Annotated in this window: 21 protein-coding genes; 7 read left to right on the top strand and 14 right to left on the bottom strand. The window is 44.5% G+C overall.

What is annotated here, in order from left to right; translation table 11 throughout:
• Positions 1–6: 6 nt before the first annotated feature.
• The 3 genes from U0035_RS21600 to U0035_RS21590 all read right to left on the bottom strand — a co-directional run bounded on the left by U0035_RS21600 (position 7) and on the right by U0035_RS21590 (position 4,218).
• Entirely contained in the window at positions 7–1,362 is a 1,356-nt protein-coding gene (locus U0035_RS21600) for an MFS transporter (RefSeq protein WP_170138305.1), read from the bottom strand.
• 98 nt (positions 1,363–1,460) lie between these two features.
• The gene (locus U0035_RS21595) at positions 1,461–2,741 is read right to left on the bottom strand and encodes a glucose-1-phosphate adenylyltransferase (protein ID WP_114791043.1); all 1,281 of its coding nucleotides are present in this window, start codon (positions 2,739–2,741) and stop codon (positions 1,461–1,463) included.
• A gap of 55 nt (positions 2,742–2,796) precedes the next feature.
• A complete protein-coding gene (locus U0035_RS21590; RefSeq protein ID WP_114791042.1) occupies positions 2,797–4,218 on the bottom strand; it encodes a glycogen synthase in 1,422 nt (473 codons plus the stop codon).
• Between the two features lie 154 nt (positions 4,219–4,372).
• Here U0035_RS21590 and U0035_RS21585 point away from each other — a divergent pair, with 154 nt between their 5' ends.
• The 3 genes from U0035_RS21585 to U0035_RS21575 all read left to right on the top strand — a co-directional run bounded on the left by U0035_RS21585 (position 4,373) and on the right by U0035_RS21575 (position 7,780).
• Positions 4,373–5,815 carry an MFS transporter gene (locus tag U0035_RS21585; protein ID WP_114791041.1) on the top strand — a complete coding sequence of 481 codons (1,443 nt, stop codon included), beginning with the start codon at positions 4,373–4,375 and terminating at the stop codon, positions 5,813–5,815.
• 80 nt (positions 5,816–5,895) lie between these two features.
• Complete coding sequence (locus U0035_RS21580; protein ID WP_114791040.1) at positions 5,896–6,864, top strand: ROK family protein; 969 nt, start codon at positions 5,896–5,898, stop codon at positions 6,862–6,864.
• A gap of 463 nt (positions 6,865–7,327) precedes the next feature.
• Positions 7,328–7,780, top strand: coding sequence for a VOC family protein (locus U0035_RS21575; protein WP_245957720.1), 453 nt, complete (start codon positions 7,328–7,330; stop codon positions 7,778–7,780).
• Between the two features lie 196 nt (positions 7,781–7,976).
• Here the strand turns inward: U0035_RS21575 and lipA are convergent, their stop codons facing one another.
• The 6 genes from lipA to U0035_RS21545 all read right to left on the bottom strand — a co-directional run bounded on the left by lipA (position 7,977) and on the right by U0035_RS21545 (position 13,375).
• Positions 7,977–8,888, bottom strand: coding sequence for a lipoyl synthase (gene lipA, locus U0035_RS21570; protein ID WP_114791039.1), 912 nt, complete (start codon positions 8,886–8,888; stop codon positions 7,977–7,979).
• A 303-nt stretch (positions 8,889–9,191) separates the two neighbouring features.
• On the bottom strand, positions 9,192–9,884 hold the full coding sequence (locus tag U0035_RS21565; RefSeq protein WP_114791038.1) for a lycopene cyclase domain-containing protein: 693 nt from the start codon (positions 9,882–9,884) through the stop codon (positions 9,192–9,194).
• The gene (locus tag U0035_RS21560; RefSeq protein ID WP_114791037.1) at positions 9,884–10,339 is read right to left on the bottom strand and encodes a sterol desaturase family protein; all 456 of its coding nucleotides are present in this window, start codon (positions 10,337–10,339) and stop codon (positions 9,884–9,886) included. The genes U0035_RS21565 and U0035_RS21560 overlap by 1 nt, the downstream gene beginning before the upstream one ends.
• A 46-nt stretch (positions 10,340–10,385) precedes the next feature.
• Entirely contained in the window at positions 10,386–11,222 is an 837-nt protein-coding gene (locus U0035_RS21555) for a phytoene/squalene synthase family protein (protein ID WP_114791036.1), read from the bottom strand.
• Positions 11,219–12,700, bottom strand: a complete 1,482-nt coding sequence (locus tag U0035_RS21550) for a phytoene desaturase family protein (RefSeq protein WP_114791035.1) — start codon at positions 12,698–12,700, stop codon at positions 11,219–11,221. Before U0035_RS21550 ends, U0035_RS21555 begins: the two co-directional genes overlap by 4 nt.
• Before the next feature lie 6 nt (positions 12,701–12,706).
• Positions 12,707–13,375: a MarR family winged helix-turn-helix transcriptional regulator gene (locus tag U0035_RS21545; protein WP_114791034.1), complete on the bottom strand. Its 669-nt coding sequence runs from the start codon at positions 13,373–13,375 to the stop codon at positions 12,707–12,709.
• Positions 13,376–13,636: 261 nt separating this feature from the next.
• On the opposite strand from U0035_RS21545, the gene U0035_RS21540 reads away from it, so the two are divergent.
• Complete coding sequence (locus tag U0035_RS21540) at positions 13,637–14,572, top strand: fasciclin domain-containing protein (protein WP_114791033.1); 936 nt, start codon at positions 13,637–13,639, stop codon at positions 14,570–14,572.
• A gap of 351 nt (positions 14,573–14,923) precedes the next feature.
• Here the strand turns inward: U0035_RS21540 and U0035_RS21535 are convergent, their stop codons facing one another.
• From U0035_RS21535 to U0035_RS21515, 5 genes are all read right to left on the bottom strand, one after another.
• Positions 14,924–15,130, bottom strand: a complete 207-nt coding sequence (locus U0035_RS21535) for a Cif family virulence factor (RefSeq protein ID WP_162817871.1) — start codon at positions 15,128–15,130, stop codon at positions 14,924–14,926.
• 49 nt (positions 15,131–15,179) lie between these two features.
• Entirely contained in the window at positions 15,180–15,338 is a 159-nt protein-coding gene (locus U0035_RS21530) for a hypothetical protein (RefSeq protein WP_162817870.1), read from the bottom strand.
• Between the two features lie 198 nt (positions 15,339–15,536).
• On the bottom strand, positions 15,537–15,989 hold the full coding sequence (locus U0035_RS21525) for a low affinity iron permease family protein (RefSeq protein ID WP_114791031.1): 453 nt from the start codon (positions 15,987–15,989) through the stop codon (positions 15,537–15,539).
• A 502-nt stretch (positions 15,990–16,491) separates the two neighbouring features.
• Positions 16,492–18,966 (bottom strand): RCC1 domain-containing protein, encoded by a 2,475-nt coding sequence (locus tag U0035_RS21520; RefSeq protein WP_114791030.1) that lies wholly within the window; start codon positions 18,964–18,966, stop codon positions 16,492–16,494.
• Between the two features lie 393 nt (positions 18,967–19,359).
• Complete coding sequence (locus U0035_RS21515; RefSeq protein ID WP_114791029.1) at positions 19,360–19,557, bottom strand: hypothetical protein; 198 nt, start codon at positions 19,555–19,557, stop codon at positions 19,360–19,362.
• Between the two features lie 83 nt (positions 19,558–19,640).
• Between U0035_RS21515 and U0035_RS21510 the strand changes: the two genes are divergently transcribed.
• Genes U0035_RS21510 through U0035_RS21500 form a run of 3 tightly spaced genes read left to right on the top strand, consistent with a single transcriptional unit; the run spans position 19,641 to position 21,833 of the window.
• The gene (locus tag U0035_RS21510; RefSeq protein WP_114791028.1) at positions 19,641–20,189 is read left to right on the top strand and encodes an RNA polymerase sigma factor; all 549 of its coding nucleotides are present in this window, start codon (positions 19,641–19,643) and stop codon (positions 20,187–20,189) included.
• Position 20,190: 1 nt separating this feature from the next.
• Positions 20,191–21,006, top strand: coding sequence for a hypothetical protein (locus U0035_RS21505; RefSeq protein WP_114791027.1), 816 nt, complete (start codon positions 20,191–20,193; stop codon positions 21,004–21,006).
• Positions 21,007–21,020: 14 nt separating this feature from the next.
• On the top strand, positions 21,021–21,833 hold the full coding sequence (locus U0035_RS21500; RefSeq protein ID WP_114791026.1) for a DUF4097 family beta strand repeat-containing protein: 813 nt from the start codon (positions 21,021–21,023) through the stop codon (positions 21,831–21,833).
• Positions 21,834–21,865 lie beyond the last annotated feature (32 nt).

Raw genomic sequence — 21,865 nt, 5'->3', positions numbered from 1 at the left:
GACAACTTATTTATCTGATAACTTTATAAACAGTACATAAACCGCTCCCGCCAGCATCAGTACACCGGCTACTACCAGGTAGTATATAGCATGGCTGTGAAATAGCTTGCTGACAATAGGGCCGCCGATCAAACCATTAATGATTTGGGGTATGACAATAAAGAAATTAAATATGCCCATATAAATACCCATTTTACGTTGGGGAATACTTTCAATTAACATGGCATAAGGCATAGCCAGTATGCTGGCCCAGGCAAAACCAATACCCAGCATGCTGATCCACAACAGGCTGGTATCCCTAATAAAAAACAGCGAGATGAGTCCCAGGCCACCGCTGGCCAGTGCCAGTGCATGGGTTTGCTTTTTACCGATCTTAGCCGCCAGCGGTATCAGCACAAAAGCAAAGGGAATAGCAAAGAAATTATACCAGCCAAATAAGGATCCCACAAAATCGCCGGCCTTATTAAATGCCGCTGAATGCGTATCGGTGGGCTGCAGGCCAAAATGATGGGTGGCTATGGCGCTGGTGGTAAATACCCACATAGAGAACAAAGCAAACCAGGAGAAGAACTGCACTACTCCCAGCTTTTTCATATTAGCGGGAATATTGGCAAAATCCTTAAACATGTCCGAGAAGCTGGCTTTGCTTTCGGCATTATGTGCCTCACCCGCAAAGGCACTTAGCTCGGCAGGTGTATACTCTTTGGTTGTAGCAATTGTATATAAAATAGTGGCCAACAGTATAGCGGCTCCTACATAAAAGGAATAGATCACATTCACTGGCACAAAACCGGCTTCAGCAGTATTAGACACTCCCATGCTGGTTAGTATAGCTGGTAGCGAAGAGCCAATAACAGCACCAATGCCGATCAATATAGTTTGTACGCTAAAACCCACTGTACCCTGTTCCTTAGGCAACATATCTCCGACCAGTGCCCTGAAAGGTTCCATGGAAATATTCACCGATGCGTCCATTAATGTAAGAAATGCTACAGCCAGCAACAATACATTGGCTGCAAAAAAATGCGTAACGCTGGCTGAGTTGGGTAAAAACACCAGGCCTAATGCACAAAGAATGGCGCCTATTAAAAAGTAAGGTTTACGCCTCCCCATAGCTCCCCAGGTATTATCGCCCATATGCCCGATAATGGGCTGTACAATTAACCCGGTTATGGGCGCTACCAGCCAGAACCAGGAAAGCTGGTGCACATCGGCGCCAAAGTTGGCGAGTATACGGCTGGCATTGCCATTCTGCAAACCAAAGGCCATTTGTATACCCAAAAAGCCCATGCTCATATTGACGATGCGGGCCAGTGACAAGCGCGGTTTTTGCGTGGGAATCAGTTCTTGTTTTAAAGACATTGCAATCGTTTTATAATGCAAATATATAGCATTATGTATTTAGTACACATTAAAAAGAGGCAATAAAAAAACCCTCCGCCCGGCGGAAGGTTTCTATTTTAAATTACATAACCATTGGGAAATACCGCTCCCTTCCGGGTTACGATAATGCCATCTTTTACCGTATACAATTCTGTTTCGGTGTTGGCCAGGTGCGGACCACCATTTAATCGTACATCGTCGCCTATACGGCAGTTTTTATCGATGATACAATTACGCAGGTAGCATCGCTTACCAATACCAATCGGCGGCAGGCCTTTATTCTGATCATTGTTGATATCGTCAATCGTTTCATAATAATCGCTACCCATAATATAACAGCTTACAACAGTTGACCCATAGCCAATTCGCGACCTGATGCCGATCACGCTATGCTCAATGCGGGAAGCATTGATGATGCAACCGTCTGCTATTACCGTTTTTTCGAGGGTGGTGCCACTTATTTTAGCCGGTGGCAGCATACGCGGACGGGTATAGATGGATTTTGTGTTATCGAAGAGATTAAACTCAGGAATATCAGCGGTTAATTCCAGGTTGGCTTCGAAAAAAGAATAGATGGTTCCGATATCGGTCCAGTAACCTTCGTATTGGTAGCTGGCCACCTTGTACTCGCTGATTGAGGAAGGAATGATTTCCTTACCGAAGTCTGTAGTATCGGGGTGAATCTTTAACAACAGATCTAATAACAACTGCCTGTTGAAAACATAAATACCCATAGAAGCGAGGTAATTACGTCCTTTTGCCTGCATGGCAGCGCCGGTATCGCTCACCCATTCACCCAGGATATCTTTGGAAGGTTTTTCAATAAAAGAACTGATCAGGCTTTCTTCGTCCACTTTCAAAATACCAAATTCAGGCGCTTCACGATCGCCAACCGGTATGGTAGCAATCGAAATATCAGCCCCGGTAGCTTTATGATTTTCGATCATTTTATTAAAGTCCATCTGGTACAGCTGGTCTCCCGAGAGAATAAGTACATATTCACTGGGAAAAGCCGAGAGATGTCGTAAACATTGTCTTACCGCATCGGCCGTCCCCTGATACCAGGCCGGGTTATCGGGTGTTTGTTCCGCAGCAAGTATATCTACAAAGGCGGTGCTAAAAGCGCTGAACCGGTAGGTGTTCTTAATATGCCTGTTTAAAGAAGCTGAATTGTACTGCGTCAATACAAACATCCTATTGATATCGGAGTTAATACAGTTGGAGATGGGAATATCCACCAATCGGTACTTACCGGCTATTGGCACTGCCGGTTTCGACCTGCTGCTTGTTAAAGGAGCAAGTCTGCTTCCGGCCCCCCCTCCTAAAATCATTGCGATAACTTCCTGCGAGATACTCATAAGTATATATTTTTAAAGTTTGTTCTTTATAGTTCGATAGCAATATTACGTTTTTTTATAATACTGATTCATAGAGTTCCAGGTACTTTTGTGCAGAGGAAGTCCAGCTATGATTAATCCCCATCATCTTTTCCCTGATCTCTTTAAACTGGCCCGGTTTATTCTCGTAAAGGTCGATGGCCCGGCCTACTGCGTAAGCAATATCACCTACGCTCGACTGTTCCATGGTAATACCAAATCCACCCGGAGCACCATAATCTGTTACAGTATCTTTTAATCCACCCACATTCCGCACCATGGGTACGGTACCATAACGCAATGCATAAAGCTGGTTTAAGCCACAAGGCTCTACCCTGCTGGGCATTAATAAAAAGTCGGAGCCTGCATAAATTAAATGGCTTAATGACTCGCTGTAACCTATATAGGTATTCACATAACCTTTTAAAGTCTTGTTCATATCCACAAGGGCCGCTTCTACATAAGGGTTGCCGGAGCCCAGCACCAGGAAGGACGCTTTGCCTCCGTACTGGTATATCGACTGGCTGATGCCCTCCGGCAGCAGATCGGCCGCTTTTTCATCTACCAGCCTTCCTATAAAGCTGATCAAGGGCTTTTTAGGGTCAAGGCCAAATTGTTTGGTGAGCTCTGCTTTATGTTTTGCTTTGCCCTCTGTTACAGTAGCAGCATCATACCCCTTCAACAGGAACGGATCCGTAGCGGGATCCCATACCTCCGTATCGATACCATTGATAATACCGCTGCATTTTCCTCTTTCATACTCAAATAAGGCCTCCAGCCCGGCAGCCGATTGCCGCAGCTCTTCCATATAATTCGGACTAACCGTAGTAACTTTCCATGCGCATTTTACTGCGGATGCCATGGGATTGATCAGGTTATTCCAGTCCAGATAACCCCAGTTCACCGTATCATAAGCGGGGATCATATAGTATTTATCCCAGCTAAACTGTCCCTGGTACTGCCCGTTGTGTATAGTAAAAATAGTGGGTATATCTGCCAGCTGATGCCTGAACGCGTGCACATATTTACAGAAGAAAGGGATAAAGCCAGCCTGGTGGTCGTGGCAGTGTATAATATCCGGCTTATCCTGCCAGCGGCTCAGCCAGTCGCAAACGGCCAGCTGGAAAGAAATAAATCTTTCGGCATCATCATCGTAACCATAAATCTTCTCACGATCCAACACTCCATTAATATCTACCAGGTACAAATCAAAACCCAGTTTACCGGTCTTTTCTTTGATCACACTATACTTAAACCAATGGTTTCCCAACACCTGTCCGCCCTCATGTACCAGGTCCCACTCATTATCATACAAAAATTTGGTACGATACATAGGCATCACCACTTTCGCTACATGGCCCAACTCGTTTTGGTATTTCGGGAGCGCTCCAACAACGTCACCAAGTCCACCTGCTTTAGCCATAGGATAACACTCCGCCGATACGTGCACAATTTCCATATATTACATCTTACGTTTCAACTAATGTAGGAAGAAAATATGAACTAACATCATTTTATGCAAACATATTTAACCTGATAAAAATCACCGTTAATGTGAATGGTTTATTTTATATTTACCCATTAAATAAAAACTGAAAAATCAATTTTGCTATATGAATAAAAGCTCTACCCAATGGGGTCAGTTTATATCTCTTGTCACTGTTTTTTTCTTTTGGGGGTTTGTGGCAGCCAGTAACGATATTCTAATTCCAGTATTTAAAGAGGCCTTTGACTTAAGTCAGGGCCAGAGTCAGTTAGTAGCAGTTGCATTTTACGTGGCATACACTGTTGGCTCCGTAATTTACATGATTATCTCCCTGGCAATCGGAAAAGACCTGGTTAATAAAATAGGATATAAAAACGCGTTGGTACTGGGGCTTGTGGTATCTGCGCTGGGCACTATTTTATTCTATCCTGCCGCTAATACAGGGTCCTTTGTGTTAATGTTATCCGGCTTATTTATAGTTGGCCTGGGCTTTTCACTTCAGCAAACAGTTGCTAATCCTCTGGCTATCGCGTTGGGCCCCGAGAAAACGGGATCACAAAGGCTAACGCTGGCTGGCGGCATCAATAATTTTGGAACAACCATCGGCCCGTTAATTGTAAGCTTTGCCATTTTTGGCTCGGCAACCAACCCTGATACAACGGCAAGTATTGAAAGTGTTAAAATTCCTTATTTATGCCTGGGCGTTGCCTTTTTGCTGGTAGCAATCTTTTTGAAATTCTCAAAAGTGCCTAACAAACCTGAGGTTGAAGAAGCGGCGACTGATGGAACCAATTACGAAAATGTGATCTCCAGGAAGTCTGCACTTCATTATCCTCAATTAGTTTTAGGAATGTTAGCCATTTTCGTGTACGTAGGCGTTGAGGTTTCAACAGCCAGTAATTTGCCTGCATATATGGAAAAGGATCTGGGATTTTCTGTTAAAGACGTAGCTCCCTACATCTCACTCTATTGGGCAAGCATGATGATCGGCCGCTGGTCGGGCGCTGTAGAAGCTTTTAATCTAAGTAAATCGACAGAAAAATTTGTAAAATTAATTGCGCCCTATCTTGCTTTCAGCGTTTTCTTACTGGTAAATTTTATCGCCGGACACGAATTGGGGGCTTTTTACATTTATGCTGCGATCATTCTGGTTTTGATTGCTGCCGACTATATGAGCCAGGGAAGCCCGGTGAGAATGCTGCTTATTTTCTCTATACTGGGAATTATTGCTACGGCAATAGGAATGGCTACGACCGGAATGGTTAGCGTTTATGCATTCACAAGTGTGGGCCTTTTCTGCAGCACTTTATGGCCTTGTATATTTACTTTGGCATTGGCCGGACTGGGCAAGAGCACAAGTCAGGGAAGTAGTTTCCTGGTAATGATGATTATGGGCGGCGGTATTGTCAGCTGGCTGCAAGGTATTATCGCGGATTCCACTTCTATACATTATAGTTATATTGTAGGCATTGTTTGCTTCGCCTATTTAACATTTTACGCAATTAGAGTGAAAAGCATTCTGAAATCACAGGGAATTAGCTATGACAGCCAGGTGAGCGGCGGACACTAATAAAAAAAATGTGTAGTTATAACACATCTAAGTATTTTTACGCCTGATTCATTATAATAACAAAAACTTAATTGAAACTAATGGGCATATATGATTTATCAAATGAAATGGTGATTGGCATTGATATAGGTGGCACTAATACCAAATATGGATTGGTCAATCACCGCGGACAGATATTTGATAAAGGAGATATTAAGACGGATGGCTATGCAACCATTGAAGAATATGTAGACGCATTACACTCAGCTATCTATCCATTGATACAAAAATTTGAAAAGAACTACCAGTTGAAGGGAATTGGTGTGGGCGCCCCTAATGGAAACTATTATACCGGTTCCATCGAATACGCACCTAACCTGCCCTGGAAAGGTACTCTTGAGATCGCCAACCTGATCAGCAAAAAGTTTGGGGTTCCCTGTACCCTTACCAATGATGCCAATGCTGCAGCCATGGGGGAAATGATGTATGGAGCAGCGCGTGGTAAAAAAGACTTTATCATGATCACCCTGGGTACAGGTGTTGGAAGCGGTATTGTTTGCAACGGGCAGGTAGTTTATGGCCATGATGGTTTTGCCGGCGAACTGGGACATGTGATCGTACGCCCCGGCGGACGTAAACATTACAGCACGGGTGCGCATGGTTCACTGGAAGCATATTGTTCAGCTACGGGTATTACAGTAACCGCCAAAAAACTGAGAGCAGAAAACCCCGATTCGATTCTTAACGACATTCCTGAAGAACAGGTCGATTCCAAGTCGGTATTTGATGCGGCTGAAAAAGGCGACACTGTTGCAAAAGAGGTATTCCGTTATACAGGACAAATATTAGGCGAAGCTTTGGCCAATTTTATCATGTTCTCCTCTCCTGAAGTGATCGTATTATTTGGAGGCGTGATCAAAGCCGGCGACTATATCATGAAACCCACCAGGGAGCATATGGAGAAAAACCTCCTGCCCATTTTCCAGAATAAAGTGAAATTGGTATTTAGCGAACTCAAAGAAGCCGATGCAGCTATTTTGGGCGCCAGCGCGCTGGTTTGGGAACAGTGATAGAATACGACTAGGGAGTAGCCAGTGGCTAGTGGGGAATAGCAAGTAGGAAGTGGGAGGTTGATGTTTCATATTCAAGGTTTCACCTCTTTGCATCTCTTCTTCTTTGCGAACTCTGCGTGAAATAAAAGCTAGTAGGGAATAGCAAGTAGGAAGTGGGAGGTTGATGTTTCATATTCAAAGTTTCACCTCTTTGCATCTCTTCTTCTTTGCGAACTCTGCGTGAAATAAAAGCTAGTAGGGAGTAGCAAGTAGGAAGTGGGAGGTTGATGTTTCATATTCAAGGTTTCACCTCTTTGCATCTCTTCTTCTTTGCGAACTCTGCGTGAAATAAAAGCTAGTAGGGAGTAGCAAGTGGCTAGTAGGTTTGAGATTTAAAAGGTCAGCGTCTCTGCTACTCTGCGTGCTTTGCGAGAAACAAGAAAACCATTCATTACTCATTATTCATCACTCATTACTCCCCATGGCCTACAAAATCCCCGCTCAAACCCGTATCGGACATATACATTTAAAAGTATCCGACCTGCAAAAGTCGCTGGATTTTTATGTAGGTCTGCTGGGATTTGAAATAACGACCTTATATGGCTCGCAAGCGGCATTTATATCTGCAGGCGGCTATCACCACCACATTGGTTTGAATACCTGGCATAGCCTGGGCGGCCAACCCGCTCCCGAATCGGCACCCGGCCTGTACCATACCGCTATCTTATACCCTACCCGCAAAGACCTGGCTGTTGCTTTGCAAAGGTTGATCGACGCCGGTTACCCACTCAGCGGCGCAGCCGATCATGGTGTATCTGAAGCATTATATCTTGATGATCCCGATGGCAATGGTGTAGAACTCTATTGGGACAAACCCAAAGAAGAATGGCCATCAAACCGGATGGCTCATTGGAGATGTATACGAAAAGACTGAACCTGGACGGATTGCTGAGAGAGGCAAGTAGTGGTGAATAGTCAAGGGTGAATAGAGAATGTTCAATGTCTAATATTCAATTGTTACGACATTGCGTACATCGTACACCTCGCATTGTACACCTCACATCTCACAACATTATAAATCAGACACTCCCTCTTCCATGGGCTATGGTCTATCAACTATCAGCTTTCCTCTACACAAACATTTTCTTGCTCTGTTCCCATTCCTTCCGGCCAAGACCCGGAAATACATGCCGCTCGCTGTGATAAGATGAACGAACCAACGGCCCGCTTTCTACATAGTCGATACCCATTTCATAACCGGCATCTTTGTAATAGGCAAATTCATCGGGGTGTACAAAACGTTGTACCGGTAAATGTTTTTGGGTAGGTTGCAGGTACTGGCCAATGGTTACCACATCGCAGCCATTGTCTTTAAGGTCCTGCATGGTTTGCACTACTTCTTCTTTGGTTTCACCCAGTCCCAGCATGATACCACTTTTGGTGCGGATACCGCCCTCTTTCAGAGTACGGATCACTTCCATACTGCGCCAGTATTTGGCCTGTATGCGCACCTGCCGGGTAAGGCGTTCTACGGTTTCAATATTATGAGAGATCACCTCAGGCGCCGCGGCCATAACGGTTTGAATGTCTTCCTTTTTACCCTTAAAATCAGGGATCAGGGTTTCCAGCGTAGTACCCGGATTCAGGGCTTTCACCGCTTTAATCGTATTATGCCATATTTCAGCGCCCCCATCTTTCAGTTCGTCACGGTCTACGGATGTAATTACCGCATGTTTCACCTTCATCAGGTAAATGGCTTCCGCTACACGCTGAGGCTCATCATAATCCACCGCCAGCGGCCTGCCGGTAGCTACCGCACAAAAGCCACAGCTGCGGGTACAGATATTGCCCAAAATCATAAAAGTGGCCGTACCGGCGCCCCAGCATTCACCCATATTGGGGCAATTGCCGCTCTCACAAATCGTATGTAATTTATGCGTATCCACCAGCCCGCGTACATGCTTGTATTCCTCACCTATCGGTAATTTTACGCGTAGCCAATCTGGTTTTTTGATCTTTGTAGTAACAGGTAATTCCGTCATAATGCGAAAATAATGCTTTTTAAGCTGAAAGCCGTTCTGCTCTCTGTTTGGGGCTGTCAACTGTCAATATATCCCGGCAATGGTCCGTCCCTTCCAGGCTTCGGCCCCTTTGGGGCTAAACCTTCCAGGCACGGCAGCCCTTGTACTAACAATAAAGGGCAACAGTTGTTCGCAGTGACAAGACGCTTTCGATCAATAAACCGGCATTAAAAACGAATGGGCCGGCATCATTTGCCATTTTATTGTAATGAAAATAAACCTGTAGCATAGCTGTTAGGCAACGGTCCCTTAATTGCCTGCTTTTTATAAAACTGGCACAGGGGAAAAACGTTTAAAAAAATGAATCACCAGCAAAAATTGTGTATATCCATACACGGCATCTTCCACCGGAATGGTCAGCATTCTTATGTTCAGGATCTCATCGGGATTATAGTTGACAATGGGCGCTTCGAGGCCCGTACCGGTTAAAATACCATTCACCACAAAAAAGCCTGGCATCAGGCAAAAATATACCAGAGACGCCTCGCCAATCCATTCCGCTTTTGCTATAAAATGAAGGAAGATCATAGTTAAAGTTGCTGCGATAGCAGTTACAACAGTATATAGCTGAAAATGATAGAGCAGGGCGATCAATATACAGCCAATACAGGTAGTAAACGCGATCATATTATTGAATCCGTTAGCCCAGCTGATATCAAAGAACCGGCGCAGACAGAAATAGGTAAACGTGCAGGCAAAAGGAATACAAATAAAAAATAACCATTCTTCCATAGGTAAGCCGGCCAGCATAGTCCCGGTTATATAATCTTTATTAAACCACCAAACACCCTGAGCCGTAAACCACACATCCCAGGCTATAAAAGGGATGGCGGTAAGTAATGCAGCTACAGCAAAGGCTTTAAAATAACGGTCAAAACGAATACGCTTGTCAAACGAAAAGATAAAACAGATAATTACTGTAAAAAAATTGATCAACAAATAAGTATACTGTTGCATTATTGTCGTTTCTTAAGATACATTCTAAAATATTTTACCGGCACCCACAAAAAACCAAAACACTCCCCTTCATGTTTATCAATATGCTTATGATGTTGTTTATGTGCCCTGCGAATGGCCAGGAAGTAGGGATTTTGAGTATGCCTGAAAATTTTAACACGCTGGTGTATAAAAATATCATGAACAAAAAAGTAAGACATGCCATATAAAAAGATACCCAGTCCTATAAAGAATGCAGCGCCGAAATCATTTCTTACACCAAAATACAATAAGATAATAGTAGGTATAGCGAAGATCACAAAGAACCAGTCGTTTCGCTCCAGGCTTCCTTCGTTGCTCTGATCGTGATGATCGCGGTGCAGGGTCCACAAAAATCCATGCATAATATACTTATGAATGACCCAGGTAGCCCCTTCCATTAAGACAAACGTAACCAGTACAATCAAAAGATTCACAGCATTATTTTTATTGTTATTGTAGATAGCTTATTCATGACTGCTATTAGAGCCAGGCTAATTTATATTGAAAATAGCTACTCATTGCTAAAGACAACTTTCTTCCATTAGGAATCCGTATCCTTTCTTTTAAAATGCGCTCGGCTGGTGTTTTTCTTATTTTCTCGAATAATGACCAATAGTATTTATAAGCCAGGTAGACACCAAATCTCGATGAACGGGGTAATTTCAAAATGCCTGCAAGCGCTTCCTTAAACTCTGCGGCTATTTCCTCCTCAATCTGATTTTTAATAGTATTATTAAACACCTGCATTTCTATATCAGGAAAATAAGTTCTGCCCAGGTTGTGGTAATCATCCTTCAGATCCCTCAAAAAATTAACCTTTTGAAATACCGAGCCCAACTTCATGGCCTGCGGCTTCAGTTGCTCATATTGCCTGGCATCACCATTTACAAAAACCTGCAAGCACATCAGTCCCACTACTTCTGCTGAGCCCAGTATATATTGTTTATACAGCTCCGAATTGTAAGATACCTGTTCCAGGTCCATTTCCATGCTAAGTAGAAACTGATCGATAAGCGCGATATCAATATTATAGCGCTTAACAGTTTGCTGAAAAGCATTGATAATGGGATTAATCGATATCCCCTCATTAATAGCTTGTGTGGCCTGCTCTTTAAAACGCCCCAGCAATAAAGACTTATTGTAATCGTGAAAGCTGTCAACAATTTCGTCAGCCAGCCTTACAAAACCGTAGATCGCATAAATAGCGGGCCTGATAGCGGGTTGCAGCGCAAAAATGCCCATCGAAAAGCTGGTGCTATACCGGTGAGTGGTATGCTTACTTACGTGGTAAGAAAGGTCATCAAATATCTTTTTCATAACGAGGGCATTTTAATTTTATTAACCTCTGTTGCTACAATTTTTCCGGAAATGATAGAAGGCGGCACACCCGGACCCGGCACAGTGAGCTGTCCGGTATAAAATAAGTTGTCGAGATGTTTATTTTTTATTGAAGGCTTCCATACAGCGGTTTGCGATAACGTATTGGCCAGCCCGTAGGCATTTCCTTCGTAGGCATTATAGTCTGAGGCAAAATTGCTCACACAATAGCTTTTTTTATAGTCTGCTTTCAACAGCAGATCAGTTGCGCCGGTAAAACGCTCGAGCCGTTTGATCATCAACTGCAGGTAACGCTCCCTTGTTGGCTCATCATCATCAATGCCCGTGGCCAGCGGCATCAGCAAAAAGAGGTTTTCATGCCCTTTGGGCGCTACCCCCGGGTCGGTTTTAGACGGGCAGCATGCATAGAACAACGGATGTTCCGGCCACTTCTTCTCTTTGTAAATAGCATCAATATGATCATCAAGATTGTTCTCAAAAAAAAGTGTGTGGTGCTCCAGCCCGGGTATACGCTCTCTAAATCCTAAATAATAGATCAGGCAGGAAGGAGCAAAAGTCTTTTTTTTCCAGAACTGCTCAGCATAATTCCTCAAAGGCGCATCCAGCAGGGACTCGGTATGCTGATAGTCTGATGATCCTATCACAAAGTCAAATTCGATATATTCGCCATTTACGATAAGACCTGTCACCTTACCTTTCATGGTAATAATCTTTTCTACATTAGAATTGGTTTTAAATATAGCGCCCTTAGATTCGGCAACCGTTTTCATGGCTCTTACCAACTCATGAAAGCCACCTTGGGGATACCAGGTTCCGAGCACATATCCTCCGTAGTTCATCAGGCTATACAAGGCAGGGATATTTTTAGGGGAAGCCCCCAGGAAAATTACCGGGAACTCCATCAGGGCTTTTAATTTAGGGTGCGTAAAATAACGAGCCACATAGCTCCTGAAGTCTGACAGCAGGTTCAATTTGAAAGCACTCTTTATTACCGCGGGCGTAGCAAACTCCAGCCAGCTGTAACAGGGGCGGGTTACCAATTCACGCATCCCGACATCGTATTTGTGCCGGGCCGATCGCATAAAGGCATCCAACCGGGTGCCCGCTCCTTTTTCCATCGTTTCAAACAGCGCCTTCAAAGAGTCATAAGACCGCGGAATGGCGATGGTCTCATCTGAGAAAACCATTTTAAACTGTGGATCCAGTGGCACCAGTTCAAAAAAATCTGTGGTCCGGTAGCCGAAATCTTTAAAGAACTGTTCTATAATATCCGGCATCCAATACCAGCTGGGCCCCATATCAAACAGGTAGCCGTTGGGCGTAATCATTTGCCTGGCCCGGCCACCAATTGCATCATTTTTTTCAAAAACGTACACTTCATTGCCTTCTCTTGCAGCATAAGCGGCGGCAGAAATTCCTGAAAAGCCCGATCCGATAACTGCTATTTTTTTTTGCATACAATATTAATTACGGGTGGGCATAAAGTCCTGAGTTACGCGTTCCAGCAAGGCTGCACTATCAATACCTGCCTCGAATATGGGTTTATGAAAATGATCGAGCCGGTTAAGAATCCTGATCAGTTCCATTTTCTCCTGCCTTGAAAGATCGCCGCTCACTACTTTGGTAGCCTGCCTGATCCGGTCCATCTGCTGCTCCAGCACGCGTTCGCCTGCTGCTGTAATGTCTACAACTTTGCTTCGCCTGTCTTCCACCGAGGGCTGTTGTGCTATCCATCCGTTATTTAAAAGGCGGTTGATGATCTGCATACCGGTTGGCTTGTCTTGTATATTTCTCCTGATCAACTTCATTTTGCTCATCGCTCCATAAGCCTTCAGGTTGATCAGGTAAAAGAACTCCTCCTGTGTCGAAAACTCCGAACCGTAAATAGCCGACCTGGAATAAGATTTTGCATATCGGTTCATATGCACCAGAAGGGTACTGATAGCACTTTCGGCACTACGACCTTTTTCTTTTCCCTCCCAATCAGGTTCGGCATTTCCCTGTCCTCCGGCCTGGGTATCCATCACCCATTGCCTGAAACCATTAATATCGGCTGTATATAAACCCGACTGGTTGGCCAACTCAAAAGATTCCGTAAGACGGATCACATCGGTTATCAAACTATAATTCATAGCACTTATTTTTTTTAAAGAGCATATTTAATAGCAAATTAAAAATAGTATATAATTAAACCAAATAATTCTTTTTAGACAATTCAAAAACTGAATTAAGCTAATAAACAGCTTAGTATAACAAAATTATTGTACAAAAATATACTAAAACAAAAACAATGGCATATATTTTGTTAATTTTTTAGTAAATAAAAATACCTAAATAAATAAAAAAGGTATTAAGTAAAACTAATTATCATATTATTATTAAAACAAATCACCATGAATCAGCTATTTAAAATCGCTCTTATTGCAGCCCTCCCTGTGATGTTCTTAACCTCTTGTAGCAAAGATGATGACATGCCATCCGACAACTCTAAATCTATTACCATATTGGTAAGCGAAAATGCCAACCTGTCTCTTTTAAAAACAGCGGTTATAAGAGCTGGTCTCACCGAAACTTTGTCGGCCAATGGAACTCTTACTGTATTTGCGCCGGACAATGGCGCTTTCCAGGCAGCAGGGCTGGGTACCGAAGCAGCTATTAATGCTGTGCCCGTAGATGACCTGAAGAAAATATTATTATACCATGTGTTAGGAGAAAAATACACTTCAGCAGGCATCCCTTCCGGCACTACCGAATTGAATACTGCTGCTACTATCAAAACCTATGTTACGAAAAACAGCTCGGGTGTTTTTGTAAACGGCGGCAAAGTAACCACCGCCGATGTGAACGCGAAGAATGGTGTGGTTCATGTTATTAATAAAGTGCTGATGCCTCCATCGGCTAATATTGTGCAGCTGGCGCAATCCAATACTAATTTTACCTTCCTGGTGGCAGCAGTAGTAAGAGCCAGTACGGGCAGCACTAATGTTGCGGCTGCATTATCGGGTACAGGTCCGCTTACGGTATTCGCTCCTACCAATGCCGCTTTCCAGGCCGCGGGCTTCGCCAGCATAGCAGATATCCAGGCCGCCAATGCCAATATGCTGGCTTCTATTCTTACCTATCATGTAGTCAGTGGCCGTATCTTTTCTTCCGACCTTACAGAAGGCGCAATGCCAACAACGGTAAATGGGGGAAAAGTGACTATAACACTGGCAGGCGGCGCCAAGGTAAAAGGCGCGGGTAACACAGCCGCATCTAATATTACCGCAACCGATATGATCACCACCAATGGCGTGGTGCATGTAATAGACAGGGTATTACTTCCCTAGCCTCCGGCAGCACACTTAGAAGCGTTATATGCAGGTATTCAATTTTATTGATTGAATACCTGTTTTTTATAATATTAAAATTAATCCCGTTGCTATCTCAACTAACTTATGCTGCGCCGCAATCACCTGTACCCCCATCCATATATATACCTTGGGCTTTTTCATTAACGAGCAGTGCGATATCGGGTAAGGTAACCCGGTGATGCCCGGCGGGGCTGATTTGCTATATGAAACTCTTTGAGCTGATCGAAATATTGCCCGGGTTAAATGAACCGGCATTTTAAGTGCCCGGCGGCAGTTGGGACGCCTGATTATCCCTTCCCTATCCACCACCAATACGTCCTGAGTGTTTTATTCTTTCAATGTATCTGCATGACGATGGATAAGCGTCCACTCATTGTTCACTTTCCTGAATATTTCTGTAACCCGCAGGTTAAATTCAACGTCCTCTTCCTTTCCTTTCATTTTCACAGTAGCGCGTTGAATACCTGTCCAGTAAGCCAAATGCGCATCGGCATCCTGGTGCATTACCTCGAAACTATTTTTTGCTGCGGGCAAAAGGCGCCTGCGCCTTTTTCGTTAAAACTATTTACCTCCTCAGCACCTTCTATACAAATACCCGAAGGCGGAAAAATGGTGGCCGGGGGCTTTCAGCAGATATATTTTTTAAAGCTACAAACCGGCCTTCTGCAAAGTCAGTTGAGGCTTTTAACCGCTGCTCCATAAAATGCCGAAAATCATCGGTGTAATTATCGGTTTGCTTCATAACGCTTTTTTAAATAATAAAACTTGCGTATTTATAGCATATAATAACAAATTTCCAACTGTAATTATATAAAGGCCCTGAATGACAGGTAAGGGTCAGGGTCAGGCGCCGTTGTCATGGGCTCAGGCAAAGCGGTGCTGCACAAGCCCGTTCAAAACTCACCATAGTTCCACAAAGCGGATAACCGGCTGGTGATTACTAATTCTCCGGCTTATTTTTTTCATCCTGCAACTGGTCGGCTGCATCAATAGAGTGTGATTCATGTATATCTGTGGCCGCTTCCGCCTTATCAGACAAGCGCTCATAAAATTTATGCAGCGTGTCTAATTCTTCCTCATCGAGATCTTCAATGTCTACCATCCGGTTACTGGCCTTCCGGCTGGCGGCGATCAGCTCGTTCAGCTTTAACTGAATTGCCTTGCTATCTTTATTCTGGGTTTTCTGTATCAGGAACACCATGAGAAAGGTAATAATGGTGGTACCTGTATTAATAACCAGTTGCCAGGTATCGGAAAATTTAAAGATGGGGCCGGTAATGATCCATACAACCACTGCTCCTGCAGCCAGGCCAAAAGCCAGCGATGAGCCGGTCCAGCAGGTAATTTTATTAGCCAGCTTCTCAAAGCCGCTTTCCTTTTTTTTGCTGTTCATATACCATGCTTTAAAATCAAAAAAATATTGCTACCTACAATTTATATATAGACAATATCTATGCCGCATCAACGGTTACCCCGGATAACGCCATACAATTGCAGGAATCATGTAACCTGGTTTCCAGCCCAGTGGTTTTATCTGGCATCGGTCAATAGTCATTATCCATGGTCTGTCATCTATCCCCTTACTCATTATTCACCATTGACTATTCACTTCTTTCTTCGCGTTATATATCAGCCATCAACTGTGAACGATATAGGTTATACGATGCACGTTCTATATTGGACATTAAACGCCAAAAGCCTCCCGCACACAAAAACCCTGCAGCCACCTTCCTCACCGGAATAGTAACTACAGGGGATTTTATTTTGCAAGATGCTTGTTGTATGATGCTGGATGCTGGATACTAGATGCCAGATCAATGAGCTATGATCTATGAGCCAGCATCAACGTATCCAGTATCCACTTATCCGGTGTCCAATACCCAGCATCACGTATCCTATCTTTTCACTACCGTCACCACTTTAGAGTAGCTCTTAGTGCCGTCTTTATCTACCTGCGCCACGCGTACATACAGTTTACCTTCCGGCAATACATCGCGCCTGTTTTTATTACAGCCAGCTGCAAATACCATTAAGCCTAAAGTAATAGTCACCATTGCATAACGCACACGGCGTGCTTTAAACAAACCAGCGCCTGCAGCTAACAAGGCAATACCTGCTGCTACTACGCCAGCGCTTGTATCTTTGGTAAACTCGTACTCTATAGCCTCTGCAGAACTACCATTAGTAGCTTTGCTGTCTACTTTACCAATGCTGATGAAGTTGGTACCGCCCACCGATGCTTCTATCTCAAAATGGCTGTTGTTCAACTCGCTGGTCGTATTCCATTTTACCAGCAGCTGATTATTGAAGAGCTCAGCTGCTACAAAGCCGAATTTAACGGGCAATACTGCAGGGTCGTTGCTGATACCAAAGTCTGCTGCAGTAACGCCGCCGCTGGTCATATCGCCCACTACTATAATACCGGTACGGTTGCCGGTATTAGGCACACCGCCTAAGCTGGTTCCGGTATAGCCATAATCGGCATTAGGTGCATCGGCACTAGCCAAAGTTGTTCCTAACGGCTTTTGGCCATTGGTAATAATAATGGAGTAGTTACCCGCAACGGTATTTTCCTGCAAAATGGCAATAGTATAAGTGCCATCGTTAGCTATTTTAGCCGAACCGGCTACCGTACGATCGGGCGCTACCAGGTTTACCCAAAGCCCATTGTCGATACCTGCTTCTGCACCATCAAGGTTGGCATTGCCGTTCGCATCGTTCCAAATAGTTCCAGATACGGAATTCATTTTGCAATCGCCTACCTGGAAGGTTTCGGTAGCTACAGACGATCCACACTCAGTTGTGGTGGCTGTATAAGAAATGGTAACCGCTCCGGCTCCTGCACCCGTAAAAGTAAGACGGTTGCCGGTGATAGTTGCCGCACCAGATACCACCGCCCAGGTGCCGCCGGTGGGGAGGCCAGATAGCGTTAACGAACTTCCATTGCAATACTGACCTAAAGCACCGGTAGTACCACTGCCGCCGGTAAACATTTGAGGTACGGTAGTTGCACCACATATCTGTACATCGGCTGTAGTAAATGTATAAGAAGCTTCATTTATGTCACTCCCTTCACCATTACCCATACTACCAAAAATTCTATGCCCTACATAACCAAAATTTTGGCTACAGGCTTTTGAAAGCATACTGGTATGCCCCCCTGTTTCTACTGAAAACACGGTAGGACTAATACCTGCCGGGATACCGGGGTCATAACTGGTGCCATCTACCGGTCGGCCAATCATCAAACCACTATTACTACCCCAGCTATATACCTGGTAGGCGCTGTTAATAACATTAATAGCCGCGTTGTTTCCGATGTGTTCGTTAGGCGATATCCATAATATATCGTTCATAACCGGGCCTGCAGCCGAAGTATAGCGGGGTTGCACCCAGTTAAGACGGGCCGTAGTAGTGTTACCCCAGTCGCCTAACTGCCTTAAATTATTAAATCCTAACGCATATAAATGCCCGTTTTCATACAATACATAATGAGAGGCTACATTAGCCCCTATCATTTTTATGGGGTTACCTGCTTCGCCGGCCGGCAAAACCATTTGCACAGCCCTGGTTGCTTGAACACCAGCTCCGCCCCCTCCCGGGTAAACGGAAGTGCCCCAGGTCCATACAGTATTATCACTTTTCAGGGCCATCAAACGGCCCAGCGATCCCCTCATAGCTACCACACCGGTTAAAAAAGGGTTTCCGGCAGTTGACTCCTGCACATGGGCCCAGGTAGTATTACCAGTACCTCCATCGCCGCGAAGATTAGGGGTAGCATTATTGTTTAATACATAAGCATTGCCGTCACAAGTAGTAATGGCTATCATTTGCGGCCCTACATACATCATTTTCACCTGGGTAGGTGCAACACCGGCAGGCAGGCCCGTGCTGTTGCCGTCAACGGTAATATCTTGAACAGCGGTACCAGGTGCAATAGCAGCATTTACCACTGAACCTACATTACCCCATATAAAAAGTCCATCGGTTGTTAACACAACTGTTTGCCCGGGAGTAGTGTTTCCACCAACAGCTGCCTTTAATACCCGACCAGTGAGCCCCGGAAAATTTATGGCGTTAATTTCGGTGGGTGAAAGCAGATTGGCAACACCATCAGCTGCAGTGCCCTCACCCCAAATTTTGAACACACCAGTATATTCCCTGGTTACCGTAGCGTGAAAGGTAGATACCTGGTTGTCGTACTCCAGTGTAGCGGCACCACTTGATGCTACTCCATAATTAGCATAGTTGGTTCCGGGGCATCCATCTCCAACAAAATAGCCGCATTGGGCCGAGGTTGGGGCATTGCCCAATAACATAGCTGTACCCAGCGCCAATGCCGCCAGTAGCCTAGAAGGTTTTTTAAACATGTAAGGGTTGTTTTAAGTGTTTAGTTTGTTGCTTATTTTGAAAGTTTTAAAAGTTTAGAGTTGCTTGGGGGCAGTTTTGGTAACTACGCCAGTTAATAAGGCCTGCGTGTTTAGAGAGGCGCAAGATAGCCGCTAACCATCACAAAACCAAAAGAATAAAGGGACAAAAAAGACTAAAGATGCGTATAATGGAGGCCGGAGGCCGGAGCTCCTGCCATGATCTTATTAGCCTGCCGGCAAAAATCAGGATTCTCCCGGTACGGCAAATTCGTCACTATACTTAAAGTAATTACCGACCTGTTCCTTCTATATATATACCTTATTTTGAGAACAGGGAGCATCAATGAGGTGGATGGGGATTAATGACTAAAATATCCACAGATGCACAGATAATTAAATACATTGAAGCCACTCTTTTGCCTGTATGGCCGGGAAACTGCTGCTGGCGCGGGCTGCCGGCAGGCCAGCATTTAAATGATGACTGCGACAACCGGCGTTGAGGTTGTAGGTTGTTTTTGAGCTACCCGGCGCCGTCTTCATCGTCCATGGGTTCAGGAACTTAAAGAATTTTTTATTTTTTTTTAAATTCATGCAACATTTTACAACACCTCGCGCCTTAATAAAAAGAATGTAAAAAACAAGGTAATTAAAAACACTGCAAACAAGAGATCGTATTGCAACTATCTAAAAATTTAGACGACCAGGAGCTGATGGAGCTGTGCCGGCAGGGCCGTACGGAGTGTTTCTCCGAACTCTACCTGCGTTACAATAAGGCGGTTTTTAATACGATCCTGCGTTTAATTACCGACTTTGCCCAGGCCCAGGACCTGTTGCAGGAAGCATTTATGGCGTTATACCAGGAAATTATGAAAGGCAGGGAGATCCAGCATTTTGCCAATTTCTCAAGGCGCGTGGCAGCCAATAAAGCGATCAGTTTTTTACGGGCTCATAAACGGGTATTTGTTTTTGAGGATTACCGCGACCAGGTTGCAGAAGAGGAAGCCGAAGATGAAGACCTGTATGAAATGAAGGTTGAAGGTGTAAAAAAAGCGATCGAGGCATTGCCCGAAGGATTCAGAACAATCGTCAACCTATATGTAATGGAAGGCGTACCTCAGCAGGAAATCGCCGAACTGCTAGGCATTTCGCACGCCACCGTGCGAACGCAATACCATAGGGCCAGGAAGAAAATACTGACGCTTTTACAAAAAGAGACCGTATAATATGAAGGGAGATCTGTTAAAGAAATTTGTTGATGAAAACCGGGACCAGTTTGACGACCAGTCGCCTGATGCTGATATATTGGGCAAGCTGCAAGCCAGGCTGGGCATCCAGGCGCCGGTTGGGGCGCCAAAACCGGCAAAACTCGTCCGGTTCCGGTATTGGTGGGCAGCCGCCGCTGTGATTGCAGTCGTCATCGGTATCGGTGTGCTTTTGCAACAGGATCAAAGGGCGAACCGGCCAATAGTCCGTACAGGGGGAAATAAAACGGCAACGCCGGAAGTCCCCCCAGATTCGATAAAGCGTTCATCCTCTGCAGTTGTAGCGATGGAACCAACAGAAGCGCCGGAAGTGGCGGCAGTGCCGCAGATTAACCGGGTAACCATGCCCCCTCCTGTCAACAACCTCAGTGCAGCGTCCATAACCCAACCGGCGCCGGATCACTGGCAAAAAGATCTAAAGGATGAAAGCTCATCTGTACGACTGGCAGCAGTTCTAGCTTCCGGCAAAAGCATGGCGTTGTCAGACGATGATATGAAATCCCTCTATTTTACGATGAACAATGATGAGAACAGCAATGTGCGCCTGGCAGCCCTGGAAGTGCTTAAAAAAAGAGAAAAGGCTGGCAACCTGATCTTAGCTTCAGTTGACAAACAGGACGACCCGGTGGTACAAATGGAACTATTGGCTTCCCTGTCACCCGCACAGGCAGCAAAAGTAGAACAACAATTACTGGAAATCACTCAAAACCCGTTAACTATTGATGCAGTGCGCAATGAGGCTTATGCAGTACTGTTGAGATCTAATACAAATTTTTAAAACCATCAATTACAATGAAAAAAATAATAACAACCATTATACTGTCGGTAGTACTCGTGTCCATGGCCGGTGCGCAGGATCGCCAATTTAAATTGTCCCGGAAAACAGGCACGCTTAACATAAATATCCCTGGTGTATACATTGAAGGATACGACGGCAGTGAAATTGTTTTTGGGGCGCCGGCACTAAAGGCTGAGGAAAAAGACGAAAGAGCAGCCGGACTAAGGCTGGTTTCGGGCTCGGGCCTCACAGACAATACAGGTCTGAATTTAAGTGTGCGCGAAAACGGAAATGTAGTGGACGTGGACTATGTTGGTAGAAGAGACAAGGACAGTCTTACCATAAAAGTTCCCAATACCATGACCATAAAGGTAAAAACCACCAGCGTTATGGATGCCGGAAAACGTGTGGATATCAGTAATTTTAAAGGAGAACTGGAAGTAAACACCATGTATAATGCCATCGCCCTAAACAATATCACAGGTCCGGTAAATGCTAAAACTATTTACGGAGAGCTTACTGCAAAATTTGCATCTACCATAAAAAGCCCGGTATCGCTGGTTGCGCTTCACAAATTTGTTGATGTGAGCATACCCGCTGACTTAAAGGCCAATGTCAATATTTCGTCTCAAAACGGTAATATATATGCTGCCGATGGGCTGGATATTAAAAAAGAGCCGCTTAAAGAAAAAAATAGCGACGGAGAAGATCTTACAGGTTTAAAGGAATGGGGCCGGTCATCGGAGATCAAAGGAACTCTCAATGGCGGCGGTATCGACCTGATCCTGAAAACCAGTTATGGAAAAATCTACCTGCGTAAAAATTAAGCGCAGGTTCCCTCCTCTCCCTTTTATTATAA

This window comes from Niabella yanshanensis (assembly GCF_034424215.1).
GTDB lineage: Bacteria > Bacteroidota > Bacteroidia > Chitinophagales > Chitinophagaceae > Niabella > Niabella yanshanensis.
This window is presented reverse-complemented; position numbering and strand designations above follow the sequence as displayed.

What these genes read in the sequence shown, in the direction of transcription:
- U0035_RS21575 (WP_245957720.1), top strand. Translation starts at nt 7,328, where the DNA reads ATGGCCTACAAAATCCCCGCTCAAACCCGTATCGGACATATACATTTA.
- U0035_RS21545 (WP_114791034.1), bottom strand. Translation starts at nt 13,375, where the DNA reads ATGAATTATAGTTTGATAACCGATGTGATCCGTCTTACGGAATCTTTT.
- U0035_RS21565 (WP_114791038.1), bottom strand. Translation starts at nt 9,884, where the DNA reads ATGCAACAGTATACTTATTTGTTGATCAATTTTTTTACAGTAATTATC.
- U0035_RS21550 (WP_114791035.1), bottom strand. Translation starts at nt 12,700, where the DNA reads ATGCAAAAAAAAATAGCAGTTATCGGATCGGGCTTTTCAGGAATTTCT.
- U0035_RS21580 (WP_114791040.1), top strand. Translation starts at nt 5,896, where the DNA reads ATGGGCATATATGATTTATCAAATGAAATGGTGATTGGCATTGATATA.
- U0035_RS21505 (WP_114791027.1), top strand. Translation starts at nt 20,191, where the DNA reads ATGAAGGGAGATCTGTTAAAGAAATTTGTTGATGAAAACCGGGACCAG.
- U0035_RS21555 (WP_114791036.1), bottom strand. Translation starts at nt 11,222, where the DNA reads ATGAAAAAGATATTTGATGACCTTTCTTACCACGTAAGTAAGCATACC.
- U0035_RS21515 (WP_114791029.1), bottom strand. Translation starts at nt 19,557, where the DNA reads ATGAATTTAAAAAAAAATAAAAAATTCTTTAAGTTCCTGAACCCATGG.
- U0035_RS21500 (WP_114791026.1), top strand. Translation starts at nt 21,021, where the DNA reads ATGAAAAAAATAATAACAACCATTATACTGTCGGTAGTACTCGTGTCC.
- U0035_RS21590 (WP_114791042.1), bottom strand. Translation starts at nt 4,218, where the DNA reads ATGGAAATTGTGCACGTATCGGCGGAGTGTTATCCTATGGCTAAAGCA.
- U0035_RS21585 (WP_114791041.1), top strand. Translation starts at nt 4,373, where the DNA reads ATGAATAAAAGCTCTACCCAATGGGGTCAGTTTATATCTCTTGTCACT.
- U0035_RS21525 (WP_114791031.1), bottom strand. Translation starts at nt 15,989, where the DNA reads ATGAACAGCAAAAAAAAGGAAAGCGGCTTTGAGAAGCTGGCTAATAAA.
- lipA (WP_114791039.1), bottom strand. Translation starts at nt 8,888, where the DNA reads ATGACGGAATTACCTGTTACTACAAAGATCAAAAAACCAGATTGGCTA.
- U0035_RS21600 (WP_170138305.1), bottom strand. Translation starts at nt 1,362, where the DNA reads ATGTCTTTAAAACAAGAACTGATTCCCACGCAAAAACCGCGCTTGTCA.
- U0035_RS21540 (WP_114791033.1), top strand. Translation starts at nt 13,637, where the DNA reads ATGAATCAGCTATTTAAAATCGCTCTTATTGCAGCCCTCCCTGTGATG.
- U0035_RS21520 (WP_114791030.1), bottom strand. Translation starts at nt 18,966, where the DNA reads ATGTTTAAAAAACCTTCTAGGCTACTGGCGGCATTGGCGCTGGGTACA.
- U0035_RS21595 (WP_114791043.1), bottom strand. Translation starts at nt 2,741, where the DNA reads ATGAGTATCTCGCAGGAAGTTATCGCAATGATTTTAGGAGGGGGGGCC.
- U0035_RS21530 (WP_162817870.1), bottom strand. Translation starts at nt 15,338, where the DNA reads ATGAAGCAAACCGATAATTACACCGATGATTTTCGGCATTTTATGGAG.